Here is a 24,363-nt window from a genome sequence, read left to right on the forward strand (position 1 = left end):
AGACGACACCAGCACGGCAGACGACAGCACGGCAGATGACACCAGCACCAGCGGCGAGATCGCGTCCAGCGACGCGCAGAGCGACACGGACGCCCGCGCGGAGGCGGCGGAGCTGACAACGCGCATCCTGAAGCTGCGGGATGCGTACTACGAGCGCGACACCGTGCTCGTCAGCGACCAGGACTACGACCGCATGATCCAGCGGCTCGAAGAGCTGGAACGGCTGCACCCGGAGCTGCAGAGCCAGGACAGCCCGACCCAGACCGTCGGCGGCCGCGCCCAGACCACCCTGTTCGCGCCGGTGGAGCACGCGGAGCGGATGCTCAGCCTCGACAACGTGTTCTCGATCGAGGAGTTCGAGGCGTGGGCGGCCAAGGTGGAGCGCGATGCAGGGCGGAGCGTGCACTACCTCAGTGAGCTCAAGATCGACGGTCTCGCCATCAACCTGCGCTACGAGAACGGAACGCTCGTCACGGCGGCCACCCGCGGCGACGGCGTGGTCGGCGAAGACGTGACGGAGAACATCCGGTACATCCCCGCCATCCCCACGAGGCTGTCCGGCACAGGGCACCCGCCGCTCGTCGAGGTGAGGGGCGAGGTGTTCTTCCCCGTCGTCGAGTTCGAGGCGCTGAACGCCGCCCAGCTCGAACAGGGCGAGAAGGTGTTCGCGAACGCGCGCAACGCCGCGAGCGGTTCGCTCCGCCAGAAGGGCGAGAACAAGAACGCCGCTCAGCTCGCGCTGATGCGAGCGCGCCTCGGCCGGCTGCACATGCTCGTGCACGGCATCGGCGCGTGGGCCAATCCGCCTGTGGCCAGCCAGTCCGAGGTGTACGACCTCCTCAAGCAGTGGGGTCTGCCGACCTCGACCCACTACCGCGTGTTCGAGAGCGCGCACGAGGTGGCCGACTTCATCCAGTACTTCGGCGAGCATCGCGCAAGCGTCGAGCACGAGATCGACGGCATCGTGGTCAAGGTCGACGAGCTAGCGCTGCACGACGAGCTGGGGGCGACCAGCCGTGCCCCACGCTGGGCCATCGCGTACAAGTACCCGCCGGAGCAGGTCAACACCAAGCTGCTCGACATCGTCGTGAGCGTCGGCCGCACCGGGCGCGCCACGCCGTTCGCGGTGATGGAGAAGGTGAAGGTCGCCGGTTCCGAGGTGCGCCAGGCCACACTGCACAACCAGGAGGTGGTCAAGGCCAAGGGCGTGCTGATCGGCGACACGGTCGTGCTGCGGAAGGCGGGCGACGTGATCCCCGAGGTCCTCGGCCCTGTGGTGGAGCTGCGCGACGGAACGGAGCGCGAGTTCGTCATGCCGGAGAACTGCCCGGAGTGCGGCACGAAGCTGGCCCCGGCGAAGGAGGGCGACATCGACCTCCGCTGCCCGAACTCCGAGTTCTGCCCTGCCCAGGTGCGCGGTCGCGTCGAGCACATCGGCTCGCGCGGCGGACTCGACATCGAGGCGCTCGGCGAGGTGGCGGCGGCGGCCCTCACTCAGCCACTGCATCCGTCGACCCCTCCTCTGCCGACGGAGGCCGGGCTGTTCGGCCTGGAGATGGCCGACATCTTCCCCGTCGAGGTGGTCGTGCGCGACTCAGAGACGGGGCTGCCCAAACTGACCGACTCCGGCGCGGAGAAGACCGACACCCCGTTCCGCAGGCGCAGGCAGAAGAAAGACGGCGCGTTCGACCCAGAAGCGGCGGAGTTCGACGGCGACGCCGACTTCGTGCCGTCGAAGAACGCCGTCGAGCTGCTGGCGAACCTGGCCGCCGCACGGGTGAAGCCGCTGTGGCGCATCCTCGTCGCGTTGAACATCCGGCACGTCGGGCCGGTTGCGGCGCGCGCCCTCGCCAACCACTTCGGGTCGCTGGATGCGATCCGCTCGGCCACCAGAGACGAACTCGCGGCGGTGGACGGCGTCGGCGGGATCATCGCGGATGCGGTGCTCGCCTGGTTCGAGGTGGACTGGCACCGCGAGATCGTGGAGCGCTGGGCGGCGGACGGCGTGCAGTTCGCGACGCCAGGGCATCCAGGGCCAGGCGCGGCCGCGGAGGCCGGAGGGGTGCTCGCCGGGCTCACCGTCGTCGCCACCGGCTCGCTGGAGGGGTACACCAGGGAGGGCGCGCAGGAGGCGATCATCGCCGCCGGCGGCAAGGCCGCATCCAGTGTGTCGAAGAACACCGACTTCGTGGCGGCGGGGCCGGGAGCCGGGTCCAAGCTGGCGAAGGCCGAGGCACTCGGACTGCGCATCCTCGACGCGGAGCAGTTCCGCATCCTTGTCGAGCAGGGGCCATCGGCTCTGGACGATTCGACCGATTCCGAGGCGCCCGAGGCGCAATCCTGAGCCGAGAACGGTTCTTCTACTCCTGAACAGGGGGTAGAATGTCCGGCCTGACACGATCGTGCTACCGATAGCATCGAAGAGTGCGCTCGCCCGGGGCGCACTGCAAGGGCTTAGCTCGTCGCTCTCGGAGGGACCCGGACGGAGTGCTGGTCGGCTTTGCAGCTGTTATCGCTATAACCTCGGTCGCCAGTGGGCTGACCGGGGCTTTTGTCGCGCCTGCAGATGCTGCCCCCTTCGTCGCCTCGTCCTACCACTCGGTGATCGCCGACGCCCCGTCGGGGAGCGGCACCGCGGCCGTCGCTCCCGGCTCGCTGCTCGGCTCGATCGCCGGTCTCAGCAGCTCCGCGGTGCCGGGATTCATCAGCGCCCATCGGGCAGACCTCGACCGGATGCTCGTCACCCCACCGCGCGCCGGTGACGTCTCCGCCGTGTGGCGGCTGCTCGACCCTGTCAAGCAGGCGGCCCTCGTCAACGAGGCGCCGCACGTCATCGGGAATCTGGAGGGCGTCCCGTACTCGGTCCGCGGCACCGCGAACGCACTCGACCTCAAGCGCACGATCGCGTCGACCACCGAACGGCTCGCGACAGAGAACGGCAAAGCCGTCCGTCTCGAACTCGAGCGCAGACTGACCACGCTGGACAACGTGAAGAGGGCGCTCACCGTCAGGGACGGCGTGAAGCGCACCCTCGTCAACCTGGACACCTCGGACGATGCCCGCGCATCCATCGTCGTCGGCGACCTCTCCACCGCCCGCTATGTGAGCGTGCTGGTGCCGGGGATGTACATGTCGGTGGGGGAGCAGATCGTGGACTGGGCGAAGGTGGCGCAGAACCTGCACGACCAGGAGACCTCGTTCCTGCACAGGCTCCTCGGCCCTCGGTCGTCCGGCGGCACGCCCGGTGTCGCCGTCGTGGCGTGGATCGGCTACCAGACACCCGTGCTCACGAACATCGGCGGCACGCAGCTCGCCATGGACGGCGCCGACAGCCTGGAACGCACCCTGGTCGGCATCCAGGAGCTGCGGAAGGAGAACCCGCCGTACCTCAGTGTGTTCGCGCACTCCTACGGGTCGACCGCCGCGCTGCTCGCGCTGGAGCGCAAGACGGTGACCGTGGATGCGCTGGCCCTGATGGGCTCGCCGGGAAGCGACGCGCAGTCGGTCGCCGAGCTCAGCGTGCGCGACGGCAACGTGTTCGTCGGGCAGGCGGACCTCGACCCCATCGTGCACAGCGCGTTCTTCGGAAGCGACCCCGGCTCGCCGTCGTACGGCGCGCAGCGGATGGATGTCGGCGGCGCGGTCGACCCCGTCACCGGTCGGACGCTCGCCGGTTCGTCCGGTCACAACGAGTACTTCTCCGCCGGCACGGAGTGTATGCGCAACCTCGCGATGATCGGCATCGACCAGGGTGGCCTGGTGATCAGCGGCACAGGGTCCTCCGGCGCGGTCGTGACGGCCGCCGAGCGCTGATCCGGTGCGGCGCCCTCTGCGGAACGCCGATGCGCGCATAATGGAGGGCGATGCAGCCGGATGACGACGAGCCTGCCGCGGCTCAGCCCGCAGGCGACAAGCCCGCAGGGGACAAGCCCGCAGTGGACGGGCCAAAAGGGGACAAGCCAACCCGGGATGCGGACCGCCCGGCCGCCCCATCCCGTCGTGCCTTCCTCAGGACCGCAGGCATCGCGGCGGCGGGAGCAGCGGTCGGCGGGGTCGTCGGCGGGGTGATCGGCGCATCCGTCGCCTCGCACCCGGAGGACGAGGTCGAGCACGAGACCGGCGAGGAGTACCCGCCGCTGCCGGCGCCGGCGACGCCGGGCTTCGAGCACCTCATCGTGCTGATGTACGAGAACCGCTCGTTCGACAACCTGCTCGGCTACCTCTACGACGAGAAGTCGCTGCCGAAGGGGAAGCGTTTCGACGGGCTCGCGTTCGGCGAGTACAGCAACCCGGACCCCGCAGGCGGGGTCGTTCCTGCGCACCCGTACGAGGGCACCACCGACTTCGTCATGCGCCAGCCGTCGCCCGACCCCGGCGAGGCGTACCCGCATGTCAACACGCAGGTGTTCGGCTCCGTCGATCCCGCCTCGAACGCGACGGCCAGGGAGCGCGACATGCTGCCGCCGTTCAACGCGCCGCCGGCCGGGACGGAACCGCGGATGCAGGGCTTCGTGCGCGACTACGTGGACGAGCTGCGCAAGGATCTGCGTCGCGAGCCCGTCGCCGACGAGTACCGCAGGGTGATGGGATCGTTCACTCCGGAGATGCTCCCGGTGTTCTCCACCCTCGCCAAGCAGTTCGCGGTCTACGACGACTGGCACTGCGCCGTGCCGTCGCAGACGTTCTGCAACCGCTCGTTCTTCCACGCATCCACGTCGCACGGCTACGTGACGAACGGCGGAACCGAGGGCCTGAAGAAGTGGTTCGACGCCGAGAACTCGTCGCCGACGATCTTCAACCGGCTGGAGGAGGCGGGGGTGAGCTGGCGGGTCTACTTCGACGACCGGCAGATCATCTCGCTCACCGGGTTCATCCACGCGCCGGTGCTCGAACCGTACTGGCACACCAACTTCCGCACGATGACGGACTTCTACAAGGACGTGGCGGAGGGCACCCTCCCCGCGTACGCGTTCGTGGAGCCGCGGCTGCTCTACGACCACAACGACATGCATCCGCCCGGCGGCCCGATGACCGAGGTGGATGTGGACGGCCAGGTGATCGTCGGCGGTGCGATCTCCGACGTGCGGGCCGGGGACCTACTGCTGCACCAGGTGTATTCCGCCGTGCGCTCGTCGCGCAGTGCGAAAGGCTCGAACGCGCTCAACACCATGCTGCTCGTGACGTTCGACGAGCACGGCGGCACGTACGACCACGCTGTTCCTGGGCCTGCGACGCCCCCGGATGCCAGCGGTCCCGGCGAGATGGGCTTCACCTTCGACCGCCTCGGCCTGCGCGTCCCTGCCATTGCGATCTCCGCGTACACGGAGCGCAACACCATCATCAACGAGGAGATGCATCACGCCGCCGTGGTGAGCACGCTGGTGAAGAAGCACAAGCTCAAACACCTGACGAACCGCGACAGGGGCGCGAGGACCATCGACAACGCCGTCAACCGGCGCACGCCGAGACAGCCGGGGACCTGGCCGGACACGCACCCGCAGTACCTCCCCGCCAACCCGGAGCAGCAGGCGCCGGCGGCGGGCGACGACGACCGGCCGCTCAGCCCGCCCGGCATCGGATTGGTCGGTCTGCTGCTGGCGCGCTACGGGCTGCCGGACGATCAGACACCCCGCACATACCGGGAGGCGTACGAGGCCGTGGACCGTCTGGGAACGGGACTGTTCGGCTCGCCCTAGAATTGAGGAGTCCACCCTCGAGTCACCACGGAGACGTATGTCCGAAATCAGTGCAGAGCAGGTCGCGCACCTGGCGAACCTCGCCAGGATCGACCTCAGCCAGGAAGAGATCGCGAGCCTGACCAGCGAGCTCGGCCAGATCGTCGAAGCGGTCGCCAAGGTCACAGAGGTGGCTGGACCGGACGTTCCCGCCACCAGCCACCCGCTGCCGCTCACGAACGTCTTCCGCGACGACGAGGTCGTTCCGTCGCTGACGGTCGAGCAGGCGCTCTCCGGGGCGCCGGACCGCGACGGCGACAAGTTCAAGGTCGCCGCCATCCTGGACGAGGAGTAAGACGCACGCATGACTGATCTGACCAGGCTCTCCGCAGCCGCCCTCTCCGACCTGCTGTCCGCTGGCGACGTCTCCAGCGTCGACGCGACGCGCGCCCACCTCGACCGCATCGAGGCCGTGGATGCGGACGTGCACGCCTTCCTGCACGTCGCGGGGGAGAAGGCGCTCGCCACCGCAGCCGCCATCGACGCGCGTCGCGCATCCGGCGAGAAGCTGTCGCCGCTCGCCGGTGTGCCGATCGCCATCAAAGACGTGCTGGCCACCAACGACATGCCGTCGACCTCCGGATCGAAGATCCTCGAAGGCTGGCTGCCGCCGTACGACGCCACCGTGGTGCGCAAGCTGCGCGAGGCGGACCTCGTGCCGCTCGGCAAGACCAACATGGACGAGTTCGCGATGGGCTCCTCCACCGAGCACTCCGCGTACGGCCCCACCCGCAACCCGTGGGACCTGGAGCGCATCCCCGGCGGTTCGGGCGGTGGGTCCGCCGCCGCGGTCGCCGCGTTCGAGGCGCCTCTCGCCCTCGGCTCCGACACTGGGGGATCGATCCGTCAGCCCGCGGCCGTCACCGGCTCCGTCGGTGTCAAGCCCACCTACGGCGGCGTCAGCCGCTACGGCGCCATCGCGCTCGCCAGCTCGCTCGACCAGGTCGGTCCCGTCTCGCGCACCGTGCTCGACGCCGGTCTGCTGCACGATGTGATCGCCGGGCACGACCCGCTCGACTCCACCTCGCTCAGCGACACCTGGCCGTCGATGGCGGATGCCGCGCGCGCCGGTCTCGTCGACGGCGCCCTCAGGGGCATCCGCGTCGGCGTGATCAAGGAGATCTCGGGCGACGGATTCCAGGCCGGCGTGAAGCAGCGCTTCGACGAAGCCCTCGCGCTGCTGGAGGCCGCCGGAGCCGAGATCGTCGAGGTCAGCGCCCCCAGCTTCGAGTATGCGGTCGCCGCGTACTACCTGATCCTGCCCGCGGAGGCATCCAGCAACCTGGCCCGCTTCGACTCCGTGCGGTTCGGCCTGCGGGTGAACCCGGAGGACGGCCCCGTCACGGTCGAGCGCGTCATGTCCGCCACCCGCGACGCCGGGTTCGGCCCGGAGGTCAAGCGCCGCATCATCCTCGGCACGTACGCGCTGAGCGCCGGGTACTACGACGCATACTATGGCAGCGCCCAGAAGGTGCGCACGCTCATCCAGCGCGACTTCGCCTCCGCCTTCGAGAAGGTGGATGTGCTGGTCAGCCCGAGCGCGCCGACCACGGCGTTCAAGTTCGGCGAGAAGCTGGCCGACCCGATGGCGATGTACCTCAACGACATCACCACCATCCCGGCCAACCTCGCGGGTGTGCCCGGCATGGGGCTTCCGATCGGCCTCGCACCGGAGGACGGCCTGCCCGTCGGGCTGCAGCTGATGACCCCGGCGCGCGCCGACGCCAGGCTGTACACCATCGGCGCGGCGCTGGAGCAGCTCCTGGAGCAGAAGTGGGGTCGCACCCTGCTGAGCCAGGCTCCCGACCTGAGCGCCACCGAGATGTTCGCGAGCGAAGAGGGAGCCGTCTGATGGCCAAAGCGGAACTGATGGACTACGACAAGGCTCTCGAACTGTTCGAGCCGGTGCTCGGCTTCGAGGTGCACGTCGAGCTGAACACCAAGACGAAGATGTTCTGCGGCTGCGCCAACGAGTTCGGCTCCGGCGCCAACACCAACACCTGCCCCACCTGCCTCGGCCTGCCCGGCGGTCTTCCGCAGGTGAACAAGAAGGCCATCGAGTCGAGCATCCGCCTGGGCCTCGCCCTCGGCTGCGAGATCGCGGAGTCGAGCAGGTTCGCCCGCAAGAACTACTTCTACCCCGACACGGCGAAGAACTTCCAGACCTCGCAGTACGACGAGCCCATCGCCTTCGAGGGCGCCGTGACGATCGAGCTGGAGTCCGGCCGCCGGATCACGGTCGACATCGAGCGCGCGCACATGGAGGAGGACGCAGGCAAGCTGACGCACGTCGGCGGAGCGACCGGCCGCATCCAGGGCGCCGACTACTCGCTGGTCGACTACAACCGCGGCGGCGTCCCCCTGGTCGAGATCGTCACCAAGATGATCGAGGGCGCAGAGCACGACGCTCCGGAGATCGGCCGCACCTACGTGCACGCCATCCGCGACATCGTGAAGGCGCTCGGCGTCTCCAACGCGCGGATGGAGGAGGGCAACGTGCGCTGCGACGCGAACGTCTCCCTGCGCCCGCGCGGCTCGGGAAAGCTCGGCACCCGCACAGAGACCAAGAACGTCAACTCGCTGCGCTCCGTCGAGCGCGCCGTGCGCTACGAGATCCAGCGCCAGGCGGCGATCCTCGCCGCAGGCGGCACGATCGTCCAGGAGACCAGGCACTGGCACGAGGACACCGGCACCACGAGCGCCGGACGTCCGAAGTCCGACGCCGACGACTACCGCTACTTCCCCGAGCCCGACCTCGTGCCGGTCGCCCCTGCGCGCGAGTGGGTCGAGGAACTGCGCGGAACGCTTCCCGAGCAGCCGTCGCTGCGACGCAAGCGCCTCATCGAGGCGTGGGGTTTCACCGCGCTGGAGTTCCAGGACATCGACAACGCCGACCTGCTCGACGAGGTCGAGGCGACCATCGCCGCGGGAGCGACGCCCGCTGCCGCCCGCAAGTGGTGGTCGGGTGAGATCGCCCGCCTGGCGAACGCGCAGGGCGTCCCGGCCGGAACGCTGGTCAGCCCGCAGCACGTCGCCGAGCTGGCGGCGCTGGTCGACGCCGGCACGCTCACCGACCGGCTGGCCCGCCAGGTGCTCGAAGGCGTGATCGCCGGAGAGGGCGGACCCCAGCAGGTGGTGGATGCGCGTGGCCTCGCCGTCGTGTCCGATGACGGCGCGCTCATCGCGGCCATCGACGAAGCCCTCGCCGCCCAGCCCGATGTGCTCGCGAAGATCCGCGACGGCAAGGTGCAGGCGGCGGGCGCCGTGATCGGTGCCGTCATGAAGGCGATGAAGGGCCAGGCGGACGCCGCCCGCGTCCGCGAGCTCGTGCTCGAACGGGCGGGCAGCGCCGAGTAGGTCCGCAGGTACGCAACACAACTCCGTCCGGCAGGAGAACCCGGCCTCTGGCCGCGGATTCTCCTGCCGGACGGAGTTCTTTGTGGCGTGTCGTCGCGATTCTCCTTCCGAACGGAGAGTCGGACGGAGCCGAGGTTGGCTTTCCGGCGCCGCGTGTTGCAGATTAGAGAGTATGGGCGTCTTCACTCTCGGCGGGCTGACCACAGCACCCGCCTCCACTGCCATGGAACTGCTCGCGCCGACGACGGCCGGCGCGCTGACCGCATCCGGCTGGCTGGACGACGTGGGCGTGGTGGAGATCGATCCTGCCGTCTCCGACACCGCGGCCACCCGTGAGCAGTTCGGGCTGGACGCGTCGACCCTCGCGAACTGCGTCGTGGTCGCAGGAAAACGCGAGGGCGTCGAACGGATCGCCGCGTGCGTCGTGCTCGCGACCACGCGCGCCGACGTCAACAACACCGTGAAGCGGCTGCTGGATGTGCGAAAGGCCTCGTTCCTGTCGATGGAGCGCGCCGTCGAGCTCACCGGGATGGAGTACGGCGGGATCACCCCGATCGGGCTGCCGGCGGAGTGGCCGGTGTTCGTGGACAGCAGGGTGGCGGAGACGGACGTGGTCATCATCGGCTCCGGCGTCCGCCGCTCCAAGATCCTGCTTCCCGGCAGGCTGCTGGGCGAGCTGCCGAACGCGACGGTCGTCGACGGACTCGGCCAGGAGTCATGAGGCACGACGCATGACCGGCATCCTGCAGCCCGTCCGGTCGAGGCTCATCGAGACGCTCGCCGGACGCTCGGACGAGGTGCCGCGCTGGGTGCTCGCGCTGGAGGACGGCGACGACGAGGGCTTCTTCCCCGCCGGAAGCGCTCCGTGGGTCGTGCACGGCGGGATGCCGACCCTCGTGGCCGGTGTCCGGGCGCTCCTGCTGCAGGCGCTGCATCCGGGCGCACTGGCCGGCGTGCGGGACTTCTCGCGGTTCCGCGAGGACCCGCTCGGCCGTCTGGCCGGCACCATCCAGTGGATCCACACGGTCACGTTCGGGAGCACGGGTCAGGCCGTCGCGAGCTCGCGGATGGTGAGAGCGATGCACAAGCGGGTCACCGGCACGTTCGTGGACGGGCACGGTGTCACACGCCCATACGCGGCGAACGACCCGGAGCTGGCGGCGTGGGTGCACATCGCGTTCTCCGACGCCTTCCTCACCGCGCACGAGCGCTGGGGGAGTCCCATCCCCGGCGGCGCCGATGCGTACGTCGGCCAGTGGGCGACAGCCGGCGAGCTGATGGGCGTCGAACGGCCACCGCGCAGCGCGGTCGAGCTGCGGGCGCAGATCGACGAGTACACCGACGCCGGCGAGCTGCGCGGCGGGCCGGAGGTGGAGGAGATCGTGCGGTTCATCCGGCGCCCGCCGCTGCGCAGGATGCTGCGGCCGTCGTACCGGGTGGTCTTCCGGGCCGCCGTCTCGAGCCTCGAACCGCGCCACCGGGCGATGCTCGGCTTCCGGTCGACGCCGTTCGACAGGGCGTTCCCTGTGCACGGGGCGACGGCCGCCGTCTTGAAGGGCGCGGGCGTTCTCCTCGGGCCGCAGACGCAGGCGGAGCTCGCCGCACGCCGCCGCTTGGTGCGCCTCGCCGCCGCCTGAACCGATTCTCAGAGGCAGCATCGGCGTCGCCTGTGGCGCATTTGCACCGTTTTGGGATTAGCCTGTGTCCAGCCGGCCCGCTCAGTGGTGAGCGGACCCGAGTCGGTGGGAGCAGCAGAATGACAGCGACCGTCCCCTCCAAACCGGAGGATGTGGAATCCAAGGGGCTGAAAGGCGGAGCCCTCGGCCTCGTCTCCAGCGTCGTCGTCGGAGTGGCATCGACCGCTCCCGCGTACAGCCTGGCCGCGAGCCTCGGCTTCATCGTCGTCGGCGGCACGGTCGTCGCCGGCGTGAAAGCGCCCGGCATCGTGCTGCTCGCGTTCATCCCGATGTATCTGATCGCCGTCGCGTATCAGGAGCTCAACAAGGCGGAGCCGGACTGCGGAACCACCTTCACCTGGGCCACCAGGGCCTTCGGACCGGTGACGGGCTGGATGGGCGGCTGGGGCATCATCGTCGCCGATGTGATCGTGATGGCGAATCTGGCGCAGATCGCCGGGTCGTACTCGTTCACGTTCGTCGGCAGCTTCGGACTGCCGGCGGTCGCCGACCTCGCCACCAACACGGTCGCGACGACCATCGCCGGCCTGCTCTGGATCGCGATCATGACCTGGATCTGCTATCGCGGCATCGAGATCTCGGCCCGGCTGCAGTATGTGCTGCTGTCGTTCGAGGTCGTCATCCTGATCTTCTTCGCCGTGTTCGCGCTCGTGAAGGTGTACACCGGCAACGCCGAGCCGTACTCGCTCATCCCGCAGTGGGACTGGTTCAACCCGTTCACCCTCGACTTCAGCAAGACGATCGCACCGGCCATGCTGACCGCGATCTTCATCTACTGGGGCTGGGATACGGCCGTCTCGGTCAACGAGGAGACGAAGGACCCCGGCAAGACCCCCGGTCGCGCCGCCGTCATCAGCACCCTGCTCCTCCTCGCCACCTACGCGGTGGTCACGGTCGCGACCGTCGCCTTCGCCGGGGTCGGCGAGAAGGGGATCGGCCTGGCGAACCCGGCCAACTCCGGCGACGTCTTCTCCGCGATCGGCCCGACGCTGTTCGGCGGCGGACCTGTCGGGGCGATCCTGATGGCCCTGCTCGGGTTCTCCATCCTGACCTCGGCGTCCGCCTCCACCCAGACCACCATCCTCCCCACCGCGCGCACGGCGCTCTCGATGGCGGCGTACAAGGCGATCCCCGAGCAGTTCGCGCGCATCCACCCGCGGTTCCTCACGCCGACCTGGGCCACGCTCGGGATGGGGATCGTCTCCGCGGTCTTCTACCTCATCTTCACCTTGATCAGCCCGGCGCTGCTGCTGGCACTGATCGGCTCCATCGGCCTGATGATCGCGTTCTACTACGGGCTGACGGGGTACGCCTGCGTCTGGTACTACCGCAAGACGCTGTTCCGCAGCTTCCGCAACGTGGTCATGCGCGGCCTCTTCCCGCTGGTCGGCGGCGTCATGCTCACCTACGTCTTCATCTACGGCCTGATCAACTTCGCCGCCGTCGACTGGCTGGTGGACGACAACGGCAAGAACGTGACCATCTTCGGTATCGGCGCCGAGGCGGTCGTCGGCGTCGGCGGCCTGCTGATCGGGCTGGTGCTGATGGCGATCTGGTGGTGGCGGAGGCCCGACTACTTCCGCGGCAGGACGCTGCCGAGGCGGTCGGACGACCTGGTGCTGTCCGCGGAGGGCGTCGTCCCGGCGTTCGGCCTGCCGGACTCGCGCATCCCGCCGACCATCATCGCGCCGGACTTCTCCAACCTCCCCCCTGGACAGATCCCCCTCAACGCGGAGACACTCGAACGGGTCGAGCACCCGTCCGAGCTCCCGCCAGACGACCCCGGCCTGCCCAGAAAGGACACGGAGTGAGCGAACGCCAGCGCCTCGTCGAGTGGGAGGACCCGGCACCCGGTGTGGCCGTGATGCCCACCATGAGCGGCCTCGACTACCTTCGGTCGATGCTCGCGGGCGAGTTGCCTCCGCCGCCCATCACCAACCTGATGAGTATGCGGCTGACCGAGGTGGGGCAGGGAACGGCGACGTTCGTCTGCGAACCGGACGAGTCGCACTACAACCCGATCGGCACGGTCCACGGCGGCCTGGTCTGCACGCTGCTCGACTCGGCCCTCGGCTGCGCAGTGCAGACCACGCTTCCGCAGGGTCAGGGATACACGTCGATCGAGATCAAGGTCAACTACCTACGGCCGGTGCTCGCCGGCGCGGGCCCGCTGACCTGCGTCGCGCACGTGACCAAGCCGGGGAACCGGGTGGCCTTCGCCGACGGCGTGGTGACGGACGGCTCAGGCAAAGCGGTCGCGACGGCGACGGGATCGCTGCTGGTCTTCGCGCTCTGAGTGCTAGCGCTTCGCGACGCTCCCGTGCTTCGCGGCGAGAAGCTGATCGCGCACCTTGCGCCTGATCACCTTGCCGACGATGGAGCGCGGGAGGTCGTCCACCTGCGTGACGTGCTTCGGCACCTTGTATGCCGTCAGTGTGTCCCTCGCGAACGCCCGGATGGCCGCCTCGTCGAACGAAGCGCCCGGCTTCATCACGACCGCGGCGACCACATCCTCGCCTCCGCGCTCGTGCGGGACGCCGACCACGGCCACGTCGGCGACGCCATCGAACGCCCGCAGCGCATCCTCGACCTCGGTCGGCGAGACATTGAAGCCGCCGGTGACGATCAGCTCCTTGATGCGGTCGACGATGCGCACGAAGCCGTCCTCGTCCATCGTGACGATGTCGCCGGTGCGGAACCAGCCGTCGTCGGTGAAGACCTTGGCCGTCTCGTCGCTCTTGTGCCAGTATCCGGAGAAGACCTGCGGGCCCTTCGCCAGCAGCTCGCCTTCCTCGCCGAACGCCCGAACCGACGCGGGGTTCTCCGGGTCCACCACGCGCAGCTCCGTGCTCGGAAGCGCGAGTCCGACCGTGCCGTCCCTGCGCGTCGAGCCGACCGGGTTGGCCATCAGCACGGGGGAGCACTCGGAGAGCCCGTAGCCCTCGACCAGGTAGCCGCCTGTCTTGCCCTCCCAGAGCTTCACGATGCTGTCCGGCAGGCTCATCGCGCCGGAGATCGCGATCTCGATGCCGGAGAGCGACACCTTCCGCTTCTCCGCCGACGTCACCAGGCGCTCGTAGATCGGGGGCACCGCAGGCAGGAACGTCGCCGGGTGCTTCTTGACCACATCCAGGACCAGGTCGGGGTCGAACTTGGGGAACAGCACCAGCCGGGAGCCCATGCTCATCGCGAACGTGAGGCAGAGCGTCAGCCCGTATGCGTGGAACAGGGGGAGGACAGCGTAGACGACCGAAGTGCCGCGCTCGATGGTGGGCACCCACGCCCGCGCCTGTGCCGCGTTCACCCCGAGGTTGAGGTGGCTGAGCATCACGCCCTTCGGCTGCCCAGTCGTGCCGCTGGTGTACTGGATGAGGGCCAGGTCGTCGCGCTCCGGCCGGGGATACGACGCCTTCAGCTTGCGACCGCCGATGAGCGTCTCCCAGGGGATCGTGCCGCTGACCTTCGCGGTGAGCTGCTCCCTGGCCTGCCGCGCTGCGCGAACGGGCAGCCTGAGCGCGACCCGCTTGGATGCCGGCATCGCCCTGGTGATGTCGATCGAGATCACCGTGGTCACCCCGAGGTCGGCCGGCAGCTCCTGCACGGTCTTCGCGACCTTGTCCCACACGATCGCGACGGTCGCCCCGTGGTCCTCGAACTGGTGCCGCAGCTCGCGCGGCGTGTAGAGCGGGTTGTGCTCGATCACCACGGCGCCGAGCCGCAGCGCCGCGTAGAAGGCCACGACGTGCTGCGGGCAGTTCGGGAGCACGAGCGCCACCCTGTCGCCCTTGCGCACGCCGCGCTTGCGCAGCCCCTCCGCCGCTCGGGCGATCTGGTCGCCCAGCTCGGCGTAGGTGGTGGTCGCGCCGAAGAACTCGAGAGCGACGTTGCGCGGGTAGCGCGCGACGGACTCGTCGATGAGGTGGGCGAGGGAACCGGTCGGCAGCTCGACATCGTCGGGGACGTTCGGCGCGTAGCTGCGCAGCCAAGGCCTGCCAGCGTAATCGCCGGGAGTGTTTCCCTGGGCGGTGCCGGCGGCGCCGGTGCTGTCGGCTGGCGGGGTGTTTTCGGCGGCGGCGGCGTCGGCTTCGGAACTCACGGTCGCAAGCCTACGCGGCGGCGACCTGCGCGCGCACGGCGTCGGCGATCGGCGTCGAACCGGAGACGACCTCCCAGGTGTGCCCGATCGTCGCCGGCTCGTCGATGCAGGCGCTGATCAGCCGGGCGACATCCTCGCGGGGGATGCTGCCGCGCTCCACGCTGTCACCGAGCGCGATGAGGCCTGTGCCTTCGTCGAAGGTGAGGCCGCCCGGCCGGAGGATGGTCCAGTCCAGTCCGGACTCGCGGAGCACAGCATCCGCGTCGCGCTTGGCCTCGACGTATGCGCGCCAGACCGGCTCGGTGTCCTCCGGCAGCGGGGTGTCGACGCCCCAGGCAGACACCTGCACGAATCGGCGGACTCCCGCGATCACGGCGCCCTGCATCGACTTCACCGAGCCTGCGTAGTCGACCGTCCGCTTGCGTTCGATGCTCGACCCTCCTCCGGCCCCCGCCGTGAAGACGACAGCGTCCGATCCGGTGAAGGCCGCTGCCAACTGCTCCGGCGTCGCCTGCTCGATGTCGAGCAGCACGCCCTCGCCGCCCAGACGGTAGACGTCGTCGGCGTGCTCCTCCCCGCGCACGATGCCGACGAACTCGTCCCCGTTGTCGTAGAGGACGCGCATCAACTGCTGGGCGACTTTTCCATGGGCACCGACGATCACAACACGAGTCATGCATCCATCATGGACCCGCTGGACGTGGATGCGCCCACGGCGAACACCTCCAGCGAATCGGCGGGGAATTTGTTACGGTCAACACCATGCTGACGTTCTTCGAGCTTCTGGGGCGGCTTTTCGCCACCTCGCTCGAGAGCGTGCTCTCTGCATCCACACCGGCCAGCATCATCGCTCTCGCCGGTATGGCGGGCGCCATCGGGCTCGTCGCGGTCGTCGCGGCCGCCGGCCTCCGGTCGATCGTCGCCAATGCGGCATCGCTGCGGGTGCGCGCACGCCTGGAACGCCCGGTCGAACCGGCGGACAAGAGCGCCATGCTCAGCCAGTCCGATCCGGATGCGGACGGCCGCCCCCGCCCGCGAGCGCCCGGCATCGCCCTGCAGACCGCGTAGCAGGCGCCCGCCCGTTCAACACGACACGGCTCGGCGCTGCCGGGCAGGCCGATGCCTGCCGACCGCGGTCAGACGGAATCCACCCATCCGTTCGACAGCAGGGACACCCTCTCGTGGACATCTTCTCCTTCGGCCCCATCGCGGCCGTCCTCGACGCGACGTACGGTCTCGTCACCGGCCTCTCCGACGCGCTCGCGCCGGTCGCCGGAACCCTCGGCGGCCTGCTGGCCGTCGTCGTGCTCACCATGATCGTGCGCGCTCTGCTCATCCCCGTCGGGATGAGCCAGGTGCGCGCCGAGTACAACCGCAGGCGCCTCGCGCCCCACCTGGCCGAGCTGCAGCGCAGGCACGGCAAAGACCGCGAGCTGCTCACCAGGAAGACCATGGAGCTCTACCAGCGGGAGAAGGTGTCGCCCTTCGCCGGGATGCTGCCGCTGCTGGCGCAGCTCCCGGTCATCTCCCTCGTCTACGCCGTCTTCACGCATCCGATGATCTCCGGTCACGCCAACGCGCTCCTCGGCGAGCACGTTTTCGGCGCTCCGCTCGGCACGAGCTTCGTCGGGCTGACGAGCGCGGGTGCGGCTGTCTGGCCGGCGATGCTGGTCTACCTCGTCGTGCTCGCGCTGATCGCGATCGTGACAACGGTGTCGCGTCGCGTGCTCGCCCTTCCCCAGCCGGAGGGCACCGCCGCCCAGGCTCCCGGTGGGCTGCCGAATGGCGGGCTGCTCCGGGTGATGTCGTTCCTCCCGTACGTGACCGTCGTCTTCGCGGCGTTCGTGCCGCTGGCCGCCGCCGTCTACATCCTCACCTCCACGGCGTGGACGGTCGCTGAGCGGTTCACGCTGCGTCGCCTTCTCGATCCGGCGCGGCACCGGCCGGACGGCAGGATCGAGCCGTCGGCGGCGCGCTGACCCGGCGCGTGTCGTCCACGGGCGCGAGTGGGATGCTTGACGCATGAAGAACCGCAAGACCGCCGTCGACGCCGCACCGGGGTTCGGCGTCGGCGTCCAGGTGTACGTGACCGAACCGCAGACCGAGAGCGGCGAGGACTGGGTGGGGGAGCCGACCGGCGTCATCATCGCCCCCGGCGCCGCGAGCCTCCGCAGCGTGAACCTCCCGGCGGGCGACGTGACCTCGTGGCTCGTCGCGTTCAGCGAACCGCAGCACCGCCGCGACGGCAGAGGGCCGTACGAGCAGGCGACCATCGCCCAGGCGCTGCTGGTGACCGCAGACCCGATCGACGGCTAGGGGATGCACGGGGTCGGGCTGGTCCGCGGCATCAACGTCGGCGCATCCACTCGGGTGGCGAAGGCCGACCTGGCTGCGGCGTTCTCCGAGGCGGGCTTCTCGGGTGTCGTGACCTTTCTGCAGAGCGGGAACGTGGTGTTCGATGCCGACGCCGCCCCTGCCGCTGCCGCTGCGGCGGCCGTGGAGGCCGCGATCGAGCGGCGTTCGGGGGTCGCAGCCCGCGTCGTCCTGCTCACCGAGCGGGAGTTCCGCGCTGTCGCGGCCGCCAATCCGCTGCTGGAGGAGGCCGACGATCACTCGAAGCTGATGGTGACCTTCCTCGACCATCCCGTGCCGGCATCCATCGCGATTCCGGAGGCGGACGCGATCCGGCCAGAGCTGGTCAGGCTCGGCGAGCGCGCCGTCTATCAGTGGTGCCCGCTCGGGGTGTCGAAGTCGAAGCTCACGCCAGCCTTCTGGCGCGAGGTCGGCTCGGTGGCGACCGGCCGCAACTGGCGCACGGTGCTGCGCCTGATCGAGGAGTTGGACGCCAGAACCTGAACGTTCTCCGCGAATAGTGCAGAACTGCATTGTTGCAGTTTAGAAAAGTTGCAGTTGATGCAATAATAAGAGGGTGATATCGGAGACCCTCGGACTGCGCGAGCGCAAACGCCACGAGACACGGGCGCAGCTCGAACGCGCCACCGTGCTCCTCGTCGCAGAGGTCGGGATCGAGAACGCCACGGTCGACGCGATCTGCGCCAGCGTGCCCGTCTCGCCCCGCACGTTCTTCAACTACTTCGAGAGCAAGGAGGACGCCATCCTCGGGATGCGCGACCTCCCCATCGACGACGCATTCCTCGCGCAGCACAGGGCCGAGACCGCAGGGCAGAGCGCCGTCGAGCAGATCGTCGGACTCCTGCTGCACGTGATCGGCCCCGCCATCGGCGACACCGAGCTGCACGACGCGCGCAGGGCGATCGTCAAGGAGCACCCTGAGCTGCTCCGTCGGCAGTTCGCCCAGATGACCAGGATGGGGGAGCAGCTCGTCGCCGGCGCCTCCGGCCTCCTCTCGCACGACCAGGCGTTCTCCGCGTTCGACGCGGCGGAACGCGCATCGCTCGCCGAGCTGATCCTGCCGTTCTGCGGCGGCGCCATCCGCGCCGCCGTCGCAGAGTGGGTGGCCGACGGCACCGAGCGCGACACAGACGAACTTCGGAAGCGGGCCGTCGAGCTCGCAGGAAAGGCGATTCAGGCACTCTCATGAGCCAGACAGCAACGCAGCAGGAGACCGCGGGCGCACCGTCCGCCGGGTCTCCTCAGAAGAAGACCATCCTCCTGCTCTTCGCGGGCCTGATGGTCACGATGCTCCTCGCATCCCTCGACCAGACGATCTTCTCAACGGCCCTGCCGACCATCGTCGGCGAGCTCAACGGCGTCGACCACATGCTGTGGGTGACCACGGCGTACATCCTCGCCTCGACCATCATGCTGCCGGTGTACGGCAAGCTCGGCGACCTGATCGGCCGCAAAGGACTGTTCATCATCGCCATCGGCCTGTTCATGGCGGGCTCCGTCATCGGCGGGCTCGCCGGCGACATGACCTGGCTCATCGTCGGTCGCGCCGTGCAGGGTCTCGGCGGCGGCGGCCTGATGATCCTCTCGCAGGCGATCATCGCCGACGTGGTCCCCGCCCGCGAGCGCGGACGGTACATGGGCATCATGGGCGGCGTCTTCGCCCTGTCGAGCGTCGCAGGCCCGCTGCTCGGCGGCTGGTTCACCGAGAGCATCGGCTGGCGCTGGGCGTTCTGGATGAACATCCCGCTCGGCATCCTCGCCATTGCATCGGCCGTCGCCTTCCTCCGCCTGCCCAAGAACGCTCAGCGCAAGCCCCGGATCGACGTGGCGGGCATGGGGCTCCTGGCCATCGCATCCACCTGCCTGGTGCTCGTGACCACCTGGGGCGGCACGACGTACGACTGGAACTCGCCCGTCATCCTCTCGCTCATCGTCGGCACACTCGTGGCCGGTGTCGCGTTCGTGTTCGTGGAGCGCGCCGCCGCCGAGCCGATCATGCCGCTCGCGCTGTTCCGCGACCGCAACTTCAACCTGACCACCGTCGCCGGTCTCATCATCGGGATCGCGATGTTCGGAGCGCTCGCCTACCTGCCCACCTACCTGCAGATGGTGACGGGAGCGAACGCGACAGAGGCCGGGTTCCTGATGATCCCGATGATGGCCGCGCTGCTCATCACCTCGATCGTCTCCGGTCAGCTCGTCAGCAAGACCGGCAGGTACAAGTGGCTGCCCGTCACCGGTACCGTGATCGTCGCCGGAGCCCTGGTGCTGCTGTCGACCATGACTCCGACGCTGCCGATCTGGGTGCTCTGCAGCTTCCTCGCAATCATGGGCGTCGGGCTCGGGATGAGCATGCAGATCCTGGTGCTGATCGTGCAGAACTCCTTCCCTGTCAGCCAGGTCGGCACGGCGACGGCGTCGAACAACTACTTCCGTCAGATCGGTGCGTCGCTCGGCTCGGCGATCGTCGGAAGCCTGTTCGCCACGCGGCTCACCCAGCTCCTCACCGAGCGGATGCCCGCAGGAGCGCAGGCGGGCGGCGGCAGCAACTCGCTGACCCCGGCCATCGTCAAGGGCCTCCCCGCGCCGATCCGCGACGTGATCGTCGGGTCGTACAACGACGCGCTCACCCCCGTCTTCCTCTACATGGTGCCGCTGCTGCTCGTCGCCGCCGTGCTGCTGCTGTTCGTGGTGGAGAAGCCGCTGGCGACCACCATCGAGCGCGACGCGGTCGCGACGTCGATCGAGACGGACGGCTCCACGCATCCCGTGCTGGATGCGGTGGCCGCCGAACAGACGGAGGCCGCGTCCGACACGGCGACGGCCCCCTTGGACGATGAGCGGGACGGCACTCTCATCCGGAGCTGACCCGCTGGACGTCCGCGGCCCGCCCTCCCCGGCTTCGGGAGGGCGGGCCGTTTCCGTCGCCGCGCTGCCCCGCCGGGCGGTCTCGCCGGCTGGCGCCTGGGGCGTCGTCGCGGCCGGACACTGGCCACGCGCGGCCGACGCTCCTACAATGACGGCATGTTCGTCGAGGGCACCCTTCGATGGCAGGTCACAGAGGACTGCCCCTGGGACCTGCTGATGGCGCTCGCCCTCCGCGACCTCGGCCGCCTCGACGGGATCGGCGATCCGGTCATCCCGCGCCTGTCTCCCGCGGTGGCACCCGTGCTGCATCCGGCGACGGGTGTGCTTCCCGTGCTTCCCGTCCGGCGCCCGGCCGTGCGTCCAGGGCAGGGCCGCGGCTCGCTGGAGGAGCAGTGGCTGGCGTGGTTCGAGTTCACCGTCGACAGGGAACGCAGAGCGGCGGGTTCACTGCTGCAGCCGCCGCACTTCGCGGCGTTCGACCGCGCGATCGAGCTGCAGGACCTCATCCTGGAGCACTTCGACGAAGCCCTGCTGTGGGCGACGGAACGGCACGACGAGTACGCGCGGGCGAGCATCGAGACCCACGCCAGGCGGGCGGCCGACATCGTCGACGTCGTGCGCGACCGCGAGCACGAGCTGCGCAGGCAGGCGGGCTACTTCCGCCTCGACCTCGCTGTGCTTCCGCTCGAAGAGAGCGGCGCCTGGATCGTCGGCCCGCACTCCGTCATCCTGAGCACCAGCCTCCGCGACGACTCGCGCGCGTTCCGCGCCTGGTTCGCCCCTGTCGTCGCCGCCCTCGTATGACAGCAATCGAGCCCAGGCTTTCTCACCTTAAAACGTCGTTTTGCGATGAAAAAGCCTGGGCTCGATGGCTAGGGGTCAGGCGGGGCGGTGTGCGGGGGAGACGGTCTCGGCCGGGTCGGTGACGGCGACGTCGCCGACGGCCTCGTCGATGCGGGCGAGCACGTCGCCGGAGAGGCGGATGCCGGCGGCCGCGGCGTTCGAGGCGACCTGCTCCGGCTTGGATGCGCCGACGATGGCACCGGCGACGTTCGGGTTCTGCAGCACCCACGCCACGGCGAGCTGTGCCATGGTGATGCCGAGCTCGTCCGCGATCGGGCGGAGGCGCTGCACGGCGGTGAGCACGTCGTCGTTCATGAACGACTTGATGGCGTTCGCCCCGCCCTTGCTGTCCGCTGCGCGGCTGCCCTCCGGCGCCTCAGCGCCCGGCAGGTACTTGCCGGTCAGCACGCCCTGCGCCACCGGCGACCAGACGATCTGCGAGATGCCGAGTTCGGCGGAGGTGGGTACGACCTGGTCCTCGATCACGCGCCAGAGCATGGAGTACTGCGGCTGGTTGGAGATGAGCTGCACGTTCAGCTCCTTCGCCAGCGCAGCACCGGCCCGGAGCTGCTCGGCGTTCCACTCCGAGACGCCGATGTAGAGCGCCTTGCCCGCGCGCACGACGTCGGCGAACGCCTGCATCGTCTCCTCGAGCGGGGTCTCCGAGTCGTAGCGGTGCGCTTGGTAGAGGTCGACGTAGTCGGTGCCGAGACGCTGGAGCGACCCGTCGATCGACTCGAAGATGTGCTTGCGGGAGAGCCCGACGTCGTTGTGGCCCTTGGGGCCGGTGGGCCAGTAGACCTTGGTGAAGATCTCCAGCGACGCACGTCGCTCGTTCTTGAGGGCGTCGCCGAGCACCGTCTCCGCCGCCGTGTTGGCGTACGCGTCTGCCGTGTCGAAGGTGGTGATGCCCGCATCCAGTGCGGCGCGCACGCTCTGCAGCGCGATGTCGTTCTCCACCTGGGAACCGTGGGTGAGCCAGTTGCCGTAGATGATCTCGGAGATCTTGAGTCCGCTGTTGCCGAGGTACCTGAATTCCATAGTGTTCACGCTACCCCGGCCGGCGATCCTGCGCCGCTGTCGGCGGTGCGTGGCAAGCTTGTGGAGTGGGACGAGCAGACGGCAGCGACAGGCGGGTGACGACCGAGCCGGTCGACGACTCGTCCGCCACCATCCTGCACGTCGACATGGACGCGTTCTTCGCCTCCGTCGAACTGCTCGACCGGCCGGATGCGCGCGGCAAGCCCGCCATCGTCGGTCACCCCGGCCCGCGCTCTGTCGTGACCAGCGCGACCTACGAGGCCCGCAAGTTCGGCGTGCGGTCGGCGATGCCGATGTCGCAGGCCATCCGGCTGTGCCCGCAGGCGATCATCCTGCCTCCGCACATGCACAAATACAAGGAGTACTCGGAGAATGTCATGGCGATCTTCTCCGAGGTGACTCCGCTGGTCGAGGCGCTGAGCATCGACGAGGCGTTCCTCGACGTCTCGGGAGCCAGACGGCTGCTCGGCTCGCCGAGACGCATCGCGGAGCTGGTCAGGGCGCGCGTGCTCGAAGAGACGGGCCTCACCTGCTCCGTGGGGGCGGCGCCGACCAAGTTCATGGCCAAGCTCGCCTCCGGCAGGGCCAAGCCGGACGGCGTGCTCGTCATCCCGGAGTCCGCGATCATCGACTACCTGCGGCCGCTGCCGGTCGGCGCGCTCTGGGGTGTCGGCGCCAGCACCCAGCAGGCGCTCGAACGGCTCGGGATGCGCACGGTCGCCGACCTCGCGGACGCTCCCCTGTCCGTGCTGCAGAAGGCGGTGGGAGACGCCTCGGGCCGCAAGCTGCACGAGCTCGCGAACGGCAGAGACCCGCGCTCGGTCGTGACGGAGACGCGCGAGAAGAGCGTCGGGCACGAGATGACGTTCGAGACGGACGTCTCCGATCCCGACCGGCTGCGCCGCGAACTGCTGCGGCTGTCCAACCAGGTGGGGGAGCGCCTTCGCAAGAACGGTCTCGAGGGGCGAACGGTCGCCCTGAAGCTCCGGTTCTCCGACTTCCGCACGGTGACCAGGTCGCGCACCCTCGGTGAGGCCACCAACGTGGGCAGGCGCATCTTCGAGGAGGTGTGGCAGGTCTACGAGGGGCTGGACCTCGGGCGCACGCCCATCCGGCTCATCGGCGTGCGCGCTGAGCAGTTGCTCGAAGCGGGCGGGGACAGCCTCGCCCTCTGGGACCCGGACGACGAGTGGCGCGAGACGGAGCGCACCCTCGACGCAGTCAGCGCGCGGTTCGGCCGCGGGATGATCGGGCCGGCGTCGCTGGTGAAGCGCCAGCGCGACGCGGAGGCGGCCGCCGACGACGGGCGCAACCCGCGATGGCTGAGCGACTGAACGGCTGAGCACGTCCCGCCGGGCCGCTCAGCGTACGCCGACGAGGATGCCGCGGTGGTCGCTGCCGTTGTCGGGAAGGACGTCGCTCGTCACGTTGGTGAGGCCGCGGACGAGAACGTGGTCCAGCCGGGCGACGGGGAACTCCGCCGGCCAGGTGAAGCCGAAGCCGAGCGTGTTGTCCGGCGCCTCGGTGAGGGTGGAGAGAAGCGGCTGGAACTTCCGATCCGTGCTTGCCGTGTTGAAGTCGCCCACGACCACCAGCCTGGGCGAATCGTCCGCCTTCACCGTCTCGGCGAGCTGAGCGAGCATCGTGTCTCTCGACTGGTACGCGCCCGGGCGCACGGACGCGATGTGCACCGCGTACACGCGGGTCGGCGTGCCCGGTGTGTCGAGGTCGACGCGCACCGCTCTGTCCCAGCCGAGGCCGAGGTCCAGCCGCTGCTCGTCGCTGATCGGGTACTTGCTCCAGACGCCGACCGTGCCGACGATCGCGCTGTGCGGATACCCGGGTGCGAGCACCGCCGACACCGTCTCGCGCGACGTGGCGTCCAGCTCCTGCAGCGCGATCACGTCCGGCGCGCGGTCGGCGAGGTCTTTCGCGATGGCGCCCGCAGCGCTGTTCTGAGCGTGGATGTTCTCGCTCGCGACCGTGAGCGACGGCGCGCCCGCGTGCATCCCCGGCAGGAACGACGGCAGGAACAGCGTGCCCCAGACAGCGGCGGCCGCAGCGACGCAGAGGGTTCCGAAGACCGACAGCCGCACGAGCGCTGCGACGCCGAGCACCAGGATGAGGACGCCCAGCCAGGGCAGGAAGGTCTCGACCAAAGACGCTGAGCCCGCGATGTTCGGCAGCAGATCGTGCCAGAGCAGCAGGGCGCCCGTCATCAGGGCGAGCAGGCCGACGACGATGCCGCGCGGGCCACGGCTGGAACGGATCATCGACACTCGCACGATTATTCACGGTCGACTCCTGAGAACCCGCCGCAAACGCTGGACGCAGCCTGGGGACTGCCCTGGTG

General features: G+C 69.3%; 22 protein-coding genes. 18 read left to right on the top strand and 4 right to left on the bottom strand.

All coding sequences use genetic code 11. The features are described from left to right. Positions 1-58: 58 nt before the first annotated feature. The 10 genes from ligA to ACYVGI_RS05665 all read left to right on the top strand — a co-directional run bounded on the left by ligA (position 59) and on the right by ACYVGI_RS05665 (position 13,085). Positions 59-2,344, top strand: coding sequence for an NAD-dependent DNA ligase LigA (gene ligA, locus ACYVGI_RS05620; RefSeq protein WP_460632408.1), 2,286 nt, complete (start codon positions 59-61; stop codon positions 2,342-2,344). Between the two features lie 257 nt (positions 2,345-2,601). Beyond that, complete coding sequence (locus tag ACYVGI_RS05625; RefSeq protein ID WP_460631675.1) at positions 2,602-3,813, top strand: alpha/beta hydrolase; 1,212 nt, start codon at positions 2,602-2,604, stop codon at positions 3,811-3,813. Between the two features lie 50 nt (positions 3,814-3,863). Further along, entirely contained in the window at positions 3,864-5,696 is a 1,833-nt protein-coding gene (locus ACYVGI_RS05630) for an alkaline phosphatase family protein (protein ID WP_460631676.1), read from the top strand. 37 nt (positions 5,697-5,733) lie between these two features. Beyond that, positions 5,734-6,030, top strand: coding sequence for an Asp-tRNA(Asn)/Glu-tRNA(Gln) amidotransferase subunit GatC (gene gatC, locus ACYVGI_RS05635; protein ID WP_460631677.1), 297 nt, complete (start codon positions 5,734-5,736; stop codon positions 6,028-6,030). Between the two features lie 9 nt (positions 6,031-6,039). Further along, positions 6,040-7,587, top strand: a complete 1,548-nt coding sequence (gatA, locus tag ACYVGI_RS05640) for an Asp-tRNA(Asn)/Glu-tRNA(Gln) amidotransferase subunit GatA (protein WP_460631678.1) — start codon at positions 6,040-6,042, stop codon at positions 7,585-7,587. Further along, positions 7,587-9,092, top strand: coding sequence for an Asp-tRNA(Asn)/Glu-tRNA(Gln) amidotransferase subunit GatB (gene gatB / locus ACYVGI_RS05645; protein WP_460631679.1), 1,506 nt, complete (start codon positions 7,587-7,589; stop codon positions 9,090-9,092). Before gatA ends, gatB begins: the two co-directional genes overlap by 1 nt. Before the next feature lie 172 nt (positions 9,093-9,264). Then, complete coding sequence (locus ACYVGI_RS05650; RefSeq protein WP_460631680.1) at positions 9,265-9,813, top strand: YbaK/EbsC family protein; 549 nt, start codon at positions 9,265-9,267, stop codon at positions 9,811-9,813. A 10-nt stretch (positions 9,814-9,823) separates the two neighbouring features. Next, on the top strand, positions 9,824-10,729 hold the full coding sequence (locus tag ACYVGI_RS05655; RefSeq protein ID WP_460631681.1) for an oxygenase MpaB family protein: 906 nt from the start codon (positions 9,824-9,826) through the stop codon (positions 10,727-10,729). Between the two features lie 119 nt (positions 10,730-10,848). Further along, positions 10,849-12,600 carry an APC family permease gene (locus ACYVGI_RS05660; RefSeq protein ID WP_460631682.1) on the top strand — a complete coding sequence of 584 codons (1,752 nt, stop codon included), beginning with the start codon at positions 10,849-10,851 and terminating at the stop codon, positions 12,598-12,600. After that, on the top strand, positions 12,597-13,085 hold the full coding sequence (locus ACYVGI_RS05665; protein ID WP_460631683.1) for a PaaI family thioesterase: 489 nt from the start codon (positions 12,597-12,599) through the stop codon (positions 13,083-13,085). The genes ACYVGI_RS05660 and ACYVGI_RS05665 overlap by 4 nt, the downstream gene beginning before the upstream one ends. Before the next feature lie 3 nt (positions 13,086-13,088). On the opposite strand, the gene ACYVGI_RS05670 is transcribed toward ACYVGI_RS05665, so the two are convergent. Both ACYVGI_RS05670 and ACYVGI_RS05675 read right to left on the bottom strand, forming a co-directional pair. Next, positions 13,089-14,885, bottom strand: coding sequence for a long-chain-fatty-acid--CoA ligase (locus tag ACYVGI_RS05670; RefSeq protein ID WP_460631684.1), 1,797 nt, complete (start codon positions 14,883-14,885; stop codon positions 13,089-13,091). A gap of 10 nt (positions 14,886-14,895) precedes the next feature. After that, entirely contained in the window at positions 14,896-15,561 is a 666-nt protein-coding gene (locus tag ACYVGI_RS05675) for an SDR family oxidoreductase (RefSeq protein ID WP_460631685.1), read from the bottom strand. An 86-nt stretch (positions 15,562-15,647) separates the two neighbouring features. Between ACYVGI_RS05675 and ACYVGI_RS05680 the strand changes: the two genes are divergently transcribed. The 7 genes from ACYVGI_RS05680 to ACYVGI_RS05710 all read left to right on the top strand — a co-directional run bounded on the left by ACYVGI_RS05680 (position 15,648) and on the right by ACYVGI_RS05710 (position 20,930). Beyond that, a complete protein-coding gene (locus ACYVGI_RS05680; RefSeq protein ID WP_460631686.1) occupies positions 15,648-15,953 on the top strand; it encodes a DUF6412 domain-containing protein in 306 nt (101 codons plus the stop codon). A 113-nt stretch (positions 15,954-16,066) separates the two neighbouring features. Further along, a complete protein-coding gene (locus ACYVGI_RS05685; RefSeq protein WP_460631687.1) occupies positions 16,067-16,864 on the top strand; it encodes a YidC/Oxa1 family membrane protein insertase in 798 nt (265 codons plus the stop codon). Between the two features lie 43 nt (positions 16,865-16,907). After that, positions 16,908-17,201 carry a hypothetical protein gene (locus ACYVGI_RS05690; protein WP_460631688.1) on the top strand — a complete coding sequence of 98 codons (294 nt, stop codon included), beginning with the start codon at positions 16,908-16,910 and terminating at the stop codon, positions 17,199-17,201. A 3-nt stretch (positions 17,202-17,204) separates the two neighbouring features. Further along, positions 17,205-17,741: a DUF1697 domain-containing protein gene (locus tag ACYVGI_RS05695; protein WP_460631689.1), complete on the top strand. Its 537-nt coding sequence runs from the start codon at positions 17,205-17,207 to the stop codon at positions 17,739-17,741. A 73-nt stretch (positions 17,742-17,814) separates the two neighbouring features. After that, positions 17,815-18,447, top strand: a complete 633-nt coding sequence (locus tag ACYVGI_RS05700; RefSeq protein ID WP_460631690.1) for a TetR/AcrR family transcriptional regulator — start codon at positions 17,815-17,817, stop codon at positions 18,445-18,447. Further along, positions 18,444-20,126: an MDR family MFS transporter gene (locus tag ACYVGI_RS05705; RefSeq protein ID WP_460631691.1), complete on the top strand. Its 1,683-nt coding sequence runs from the start codon at positions 18,444-18,446 to the stop codon at positions 20,124-20,126. The genes ACYVGI_RS05700 and ACYVGI_RS05705 overlap by 4 nt, the downstream gene beginning before the upstream one ends. A 156-nt stretch (positions 20,127-20,282) precedes the next feature. Continuing rightward, positions 20,283-20,930, top strand: coding sequence for a hypothetical protein (locus ACYVGI_RS05710; protein ID WP_460631692.1), 648 nt, complete (start codon positions 20,283-20,285; stop codon positions 20,928-20,930). Positions 20,931-21,005: 75 nt separating this feature from the next. Here ACYVGI_RS05710 and ACYVGI_RS05715 read toward each other — a convergent pair whose 3' ends face one another. Next, entirely contained in the window at positions 21,006-22,010 is a 1,005-nt protein-coding gene (locus ACYVGI_RS05715) for an aldo/keto reductase family protein (protein WP_460631693.1), read from the bottom strand. 65 nt (positions 22,011-22,075) lie between these two features. Between ACYVGI_RS05715 and dinB the strand changes: the two genes are divergently transcribed. Then, complete coding sequence (dinB, locus tag ACYVGI_RS05720) at positions 22,076-23,344, top strand: DNA polymerase IV (RefSeq protein ID WP_460631694.1); 1,269 nt, start codon at positions 22,076-22,078, stop codon at positions 23,342-23,344. Between the two features lie 27 nt (positions 23,345-23,371). On the opposite strand, the gene ACYVGI_RS05725 is transcribed toward dinB, so the two are convergent. Next, positions 23,372-24,283, bottom strand: a complete 912-nt coding sequence (locus ACYVGI_RS05725) for an endonuclease/exonuclease/phosphatase family protein (protein WP_460631695.1) — start codon at positions 24,281-24,283, stop codon at positions 23,372-23,374. Positions 24,284-24,363 lie beyond the last annotated feature (80 nt).

Source organism: Leifsonia lichenia (genome assembly GCF_054780215.1).

Excerpts from the sequence above, each read along its gene's own strand:
- ACYVGI_RS05630 (WP_460631676.1), top strand. The coding sequence starts at position 3,864 with ATGCAGCCGGATGACGACGAGCCTGCCGCGGCTCAGCCCGCAGGCGAC.
- gatC (WP_460631677.1), top strand. The coding sequence starts at position 5,734 with ATGTCCGAAATCAGTGCAGAGCAGGTCGCGCACCTGGCGAACCTCGCC.
- gatA (WP_460631678.1), top strand. The coding sequence starts at position 6,040 with ATGACTGATCTGACCAGGCTCTCCGCAGCCGCCCTCTCCGACCTGCTG.
- gatB (WP_460631679.1), top strand. The coding sequence starts at position 7,587 with ATGGCCAAAGCGGAACTGATGGACTACGACAAGGCTCTCGAACTGTTC.
- ACYVGI_RS05650 (WP_460631680.1), top strand. The coding sequence starts at position 9,265 with ATGGGCGTCTTCACTCTCGGCGGGCTGACCACAGCACCCGCCTCCACT.
- ACYVGI_RS05655 (WP_460631681.1), top strand. The coding sequence starts at position 9,824 with ATGACCGGCATCCTGCAGCCCGTCCGGTCGAGGCTCATCGAGACGCTC.
- ACYVGI_RS05660 (WP_460631682.1), top strand. The coding sequence starts at position 10,849 with ATGACAGCGACCGTCCCCTCCAAACCGGAGGATGTGGAATCCAAGGGG.
- ACYVGI_RS05675 (WP_460631685.1), bottom strand. The coding sequence starts at position 15,561 with ATGACTCGTGTTGTGATCGTCGGTGCCCATGGAAAAGTCGCCCAGCAG.
- ACYVGI_RS05680 (WP_460631686.1), top strand. The coding sequence starts at position 15,648 with ATGCTGACGTTCTTCGAGCTTCTGGGGCGGCTTTTCGCCACCTCGCTC.
- ACYVGI_RS05690 (WP_460631688.1), top strand. The coding sequence starts at position 16,908 with ATGAAGAACCGCAAGACCGCCGTCGACGCCGCACCGGGGTTCGGCGTC.
- ACYVGI_RS05695 (WP_460631689.1), top strand. The coding sequence starts at position 17,205 with ATGCACGGGGTCGGGCTGGTCCGCGGCATCAACGTCGGCGCATCCACT.
- ACYVGI_RS05705 (WP_460631691.1), top strand. The coding sequence starts at position 18,444 with ATGAGCCAGACAGCAACGCAGCAGGAGACCGCGGGCGCACCGTCCGCC.
- ACYVGI_RS05710 (WP_460631692.1), top strand. The coding sequence starts at position 20,283 with ATGTTCGTCGAGGGCACCCTTCGATGGCAGGTCACAGAGGACTGCCCC.
- ACYVGI_RS05715 (WP_460631693.1), bottom strand. The coding sequence starts at position 22,010 with ATGGAATTCAGGTACCTCGGCAACAGCGGACTCAAGATCTCCGAGATC.
- ACYVGI_RS05725 (WP_460631695.1), bottom strand. The coding sequence starts at position 24,283 with ATGATCCGTTCCAGCCGTGGCCCGCGCGGCATCGTCGTCGGCCTGCTC.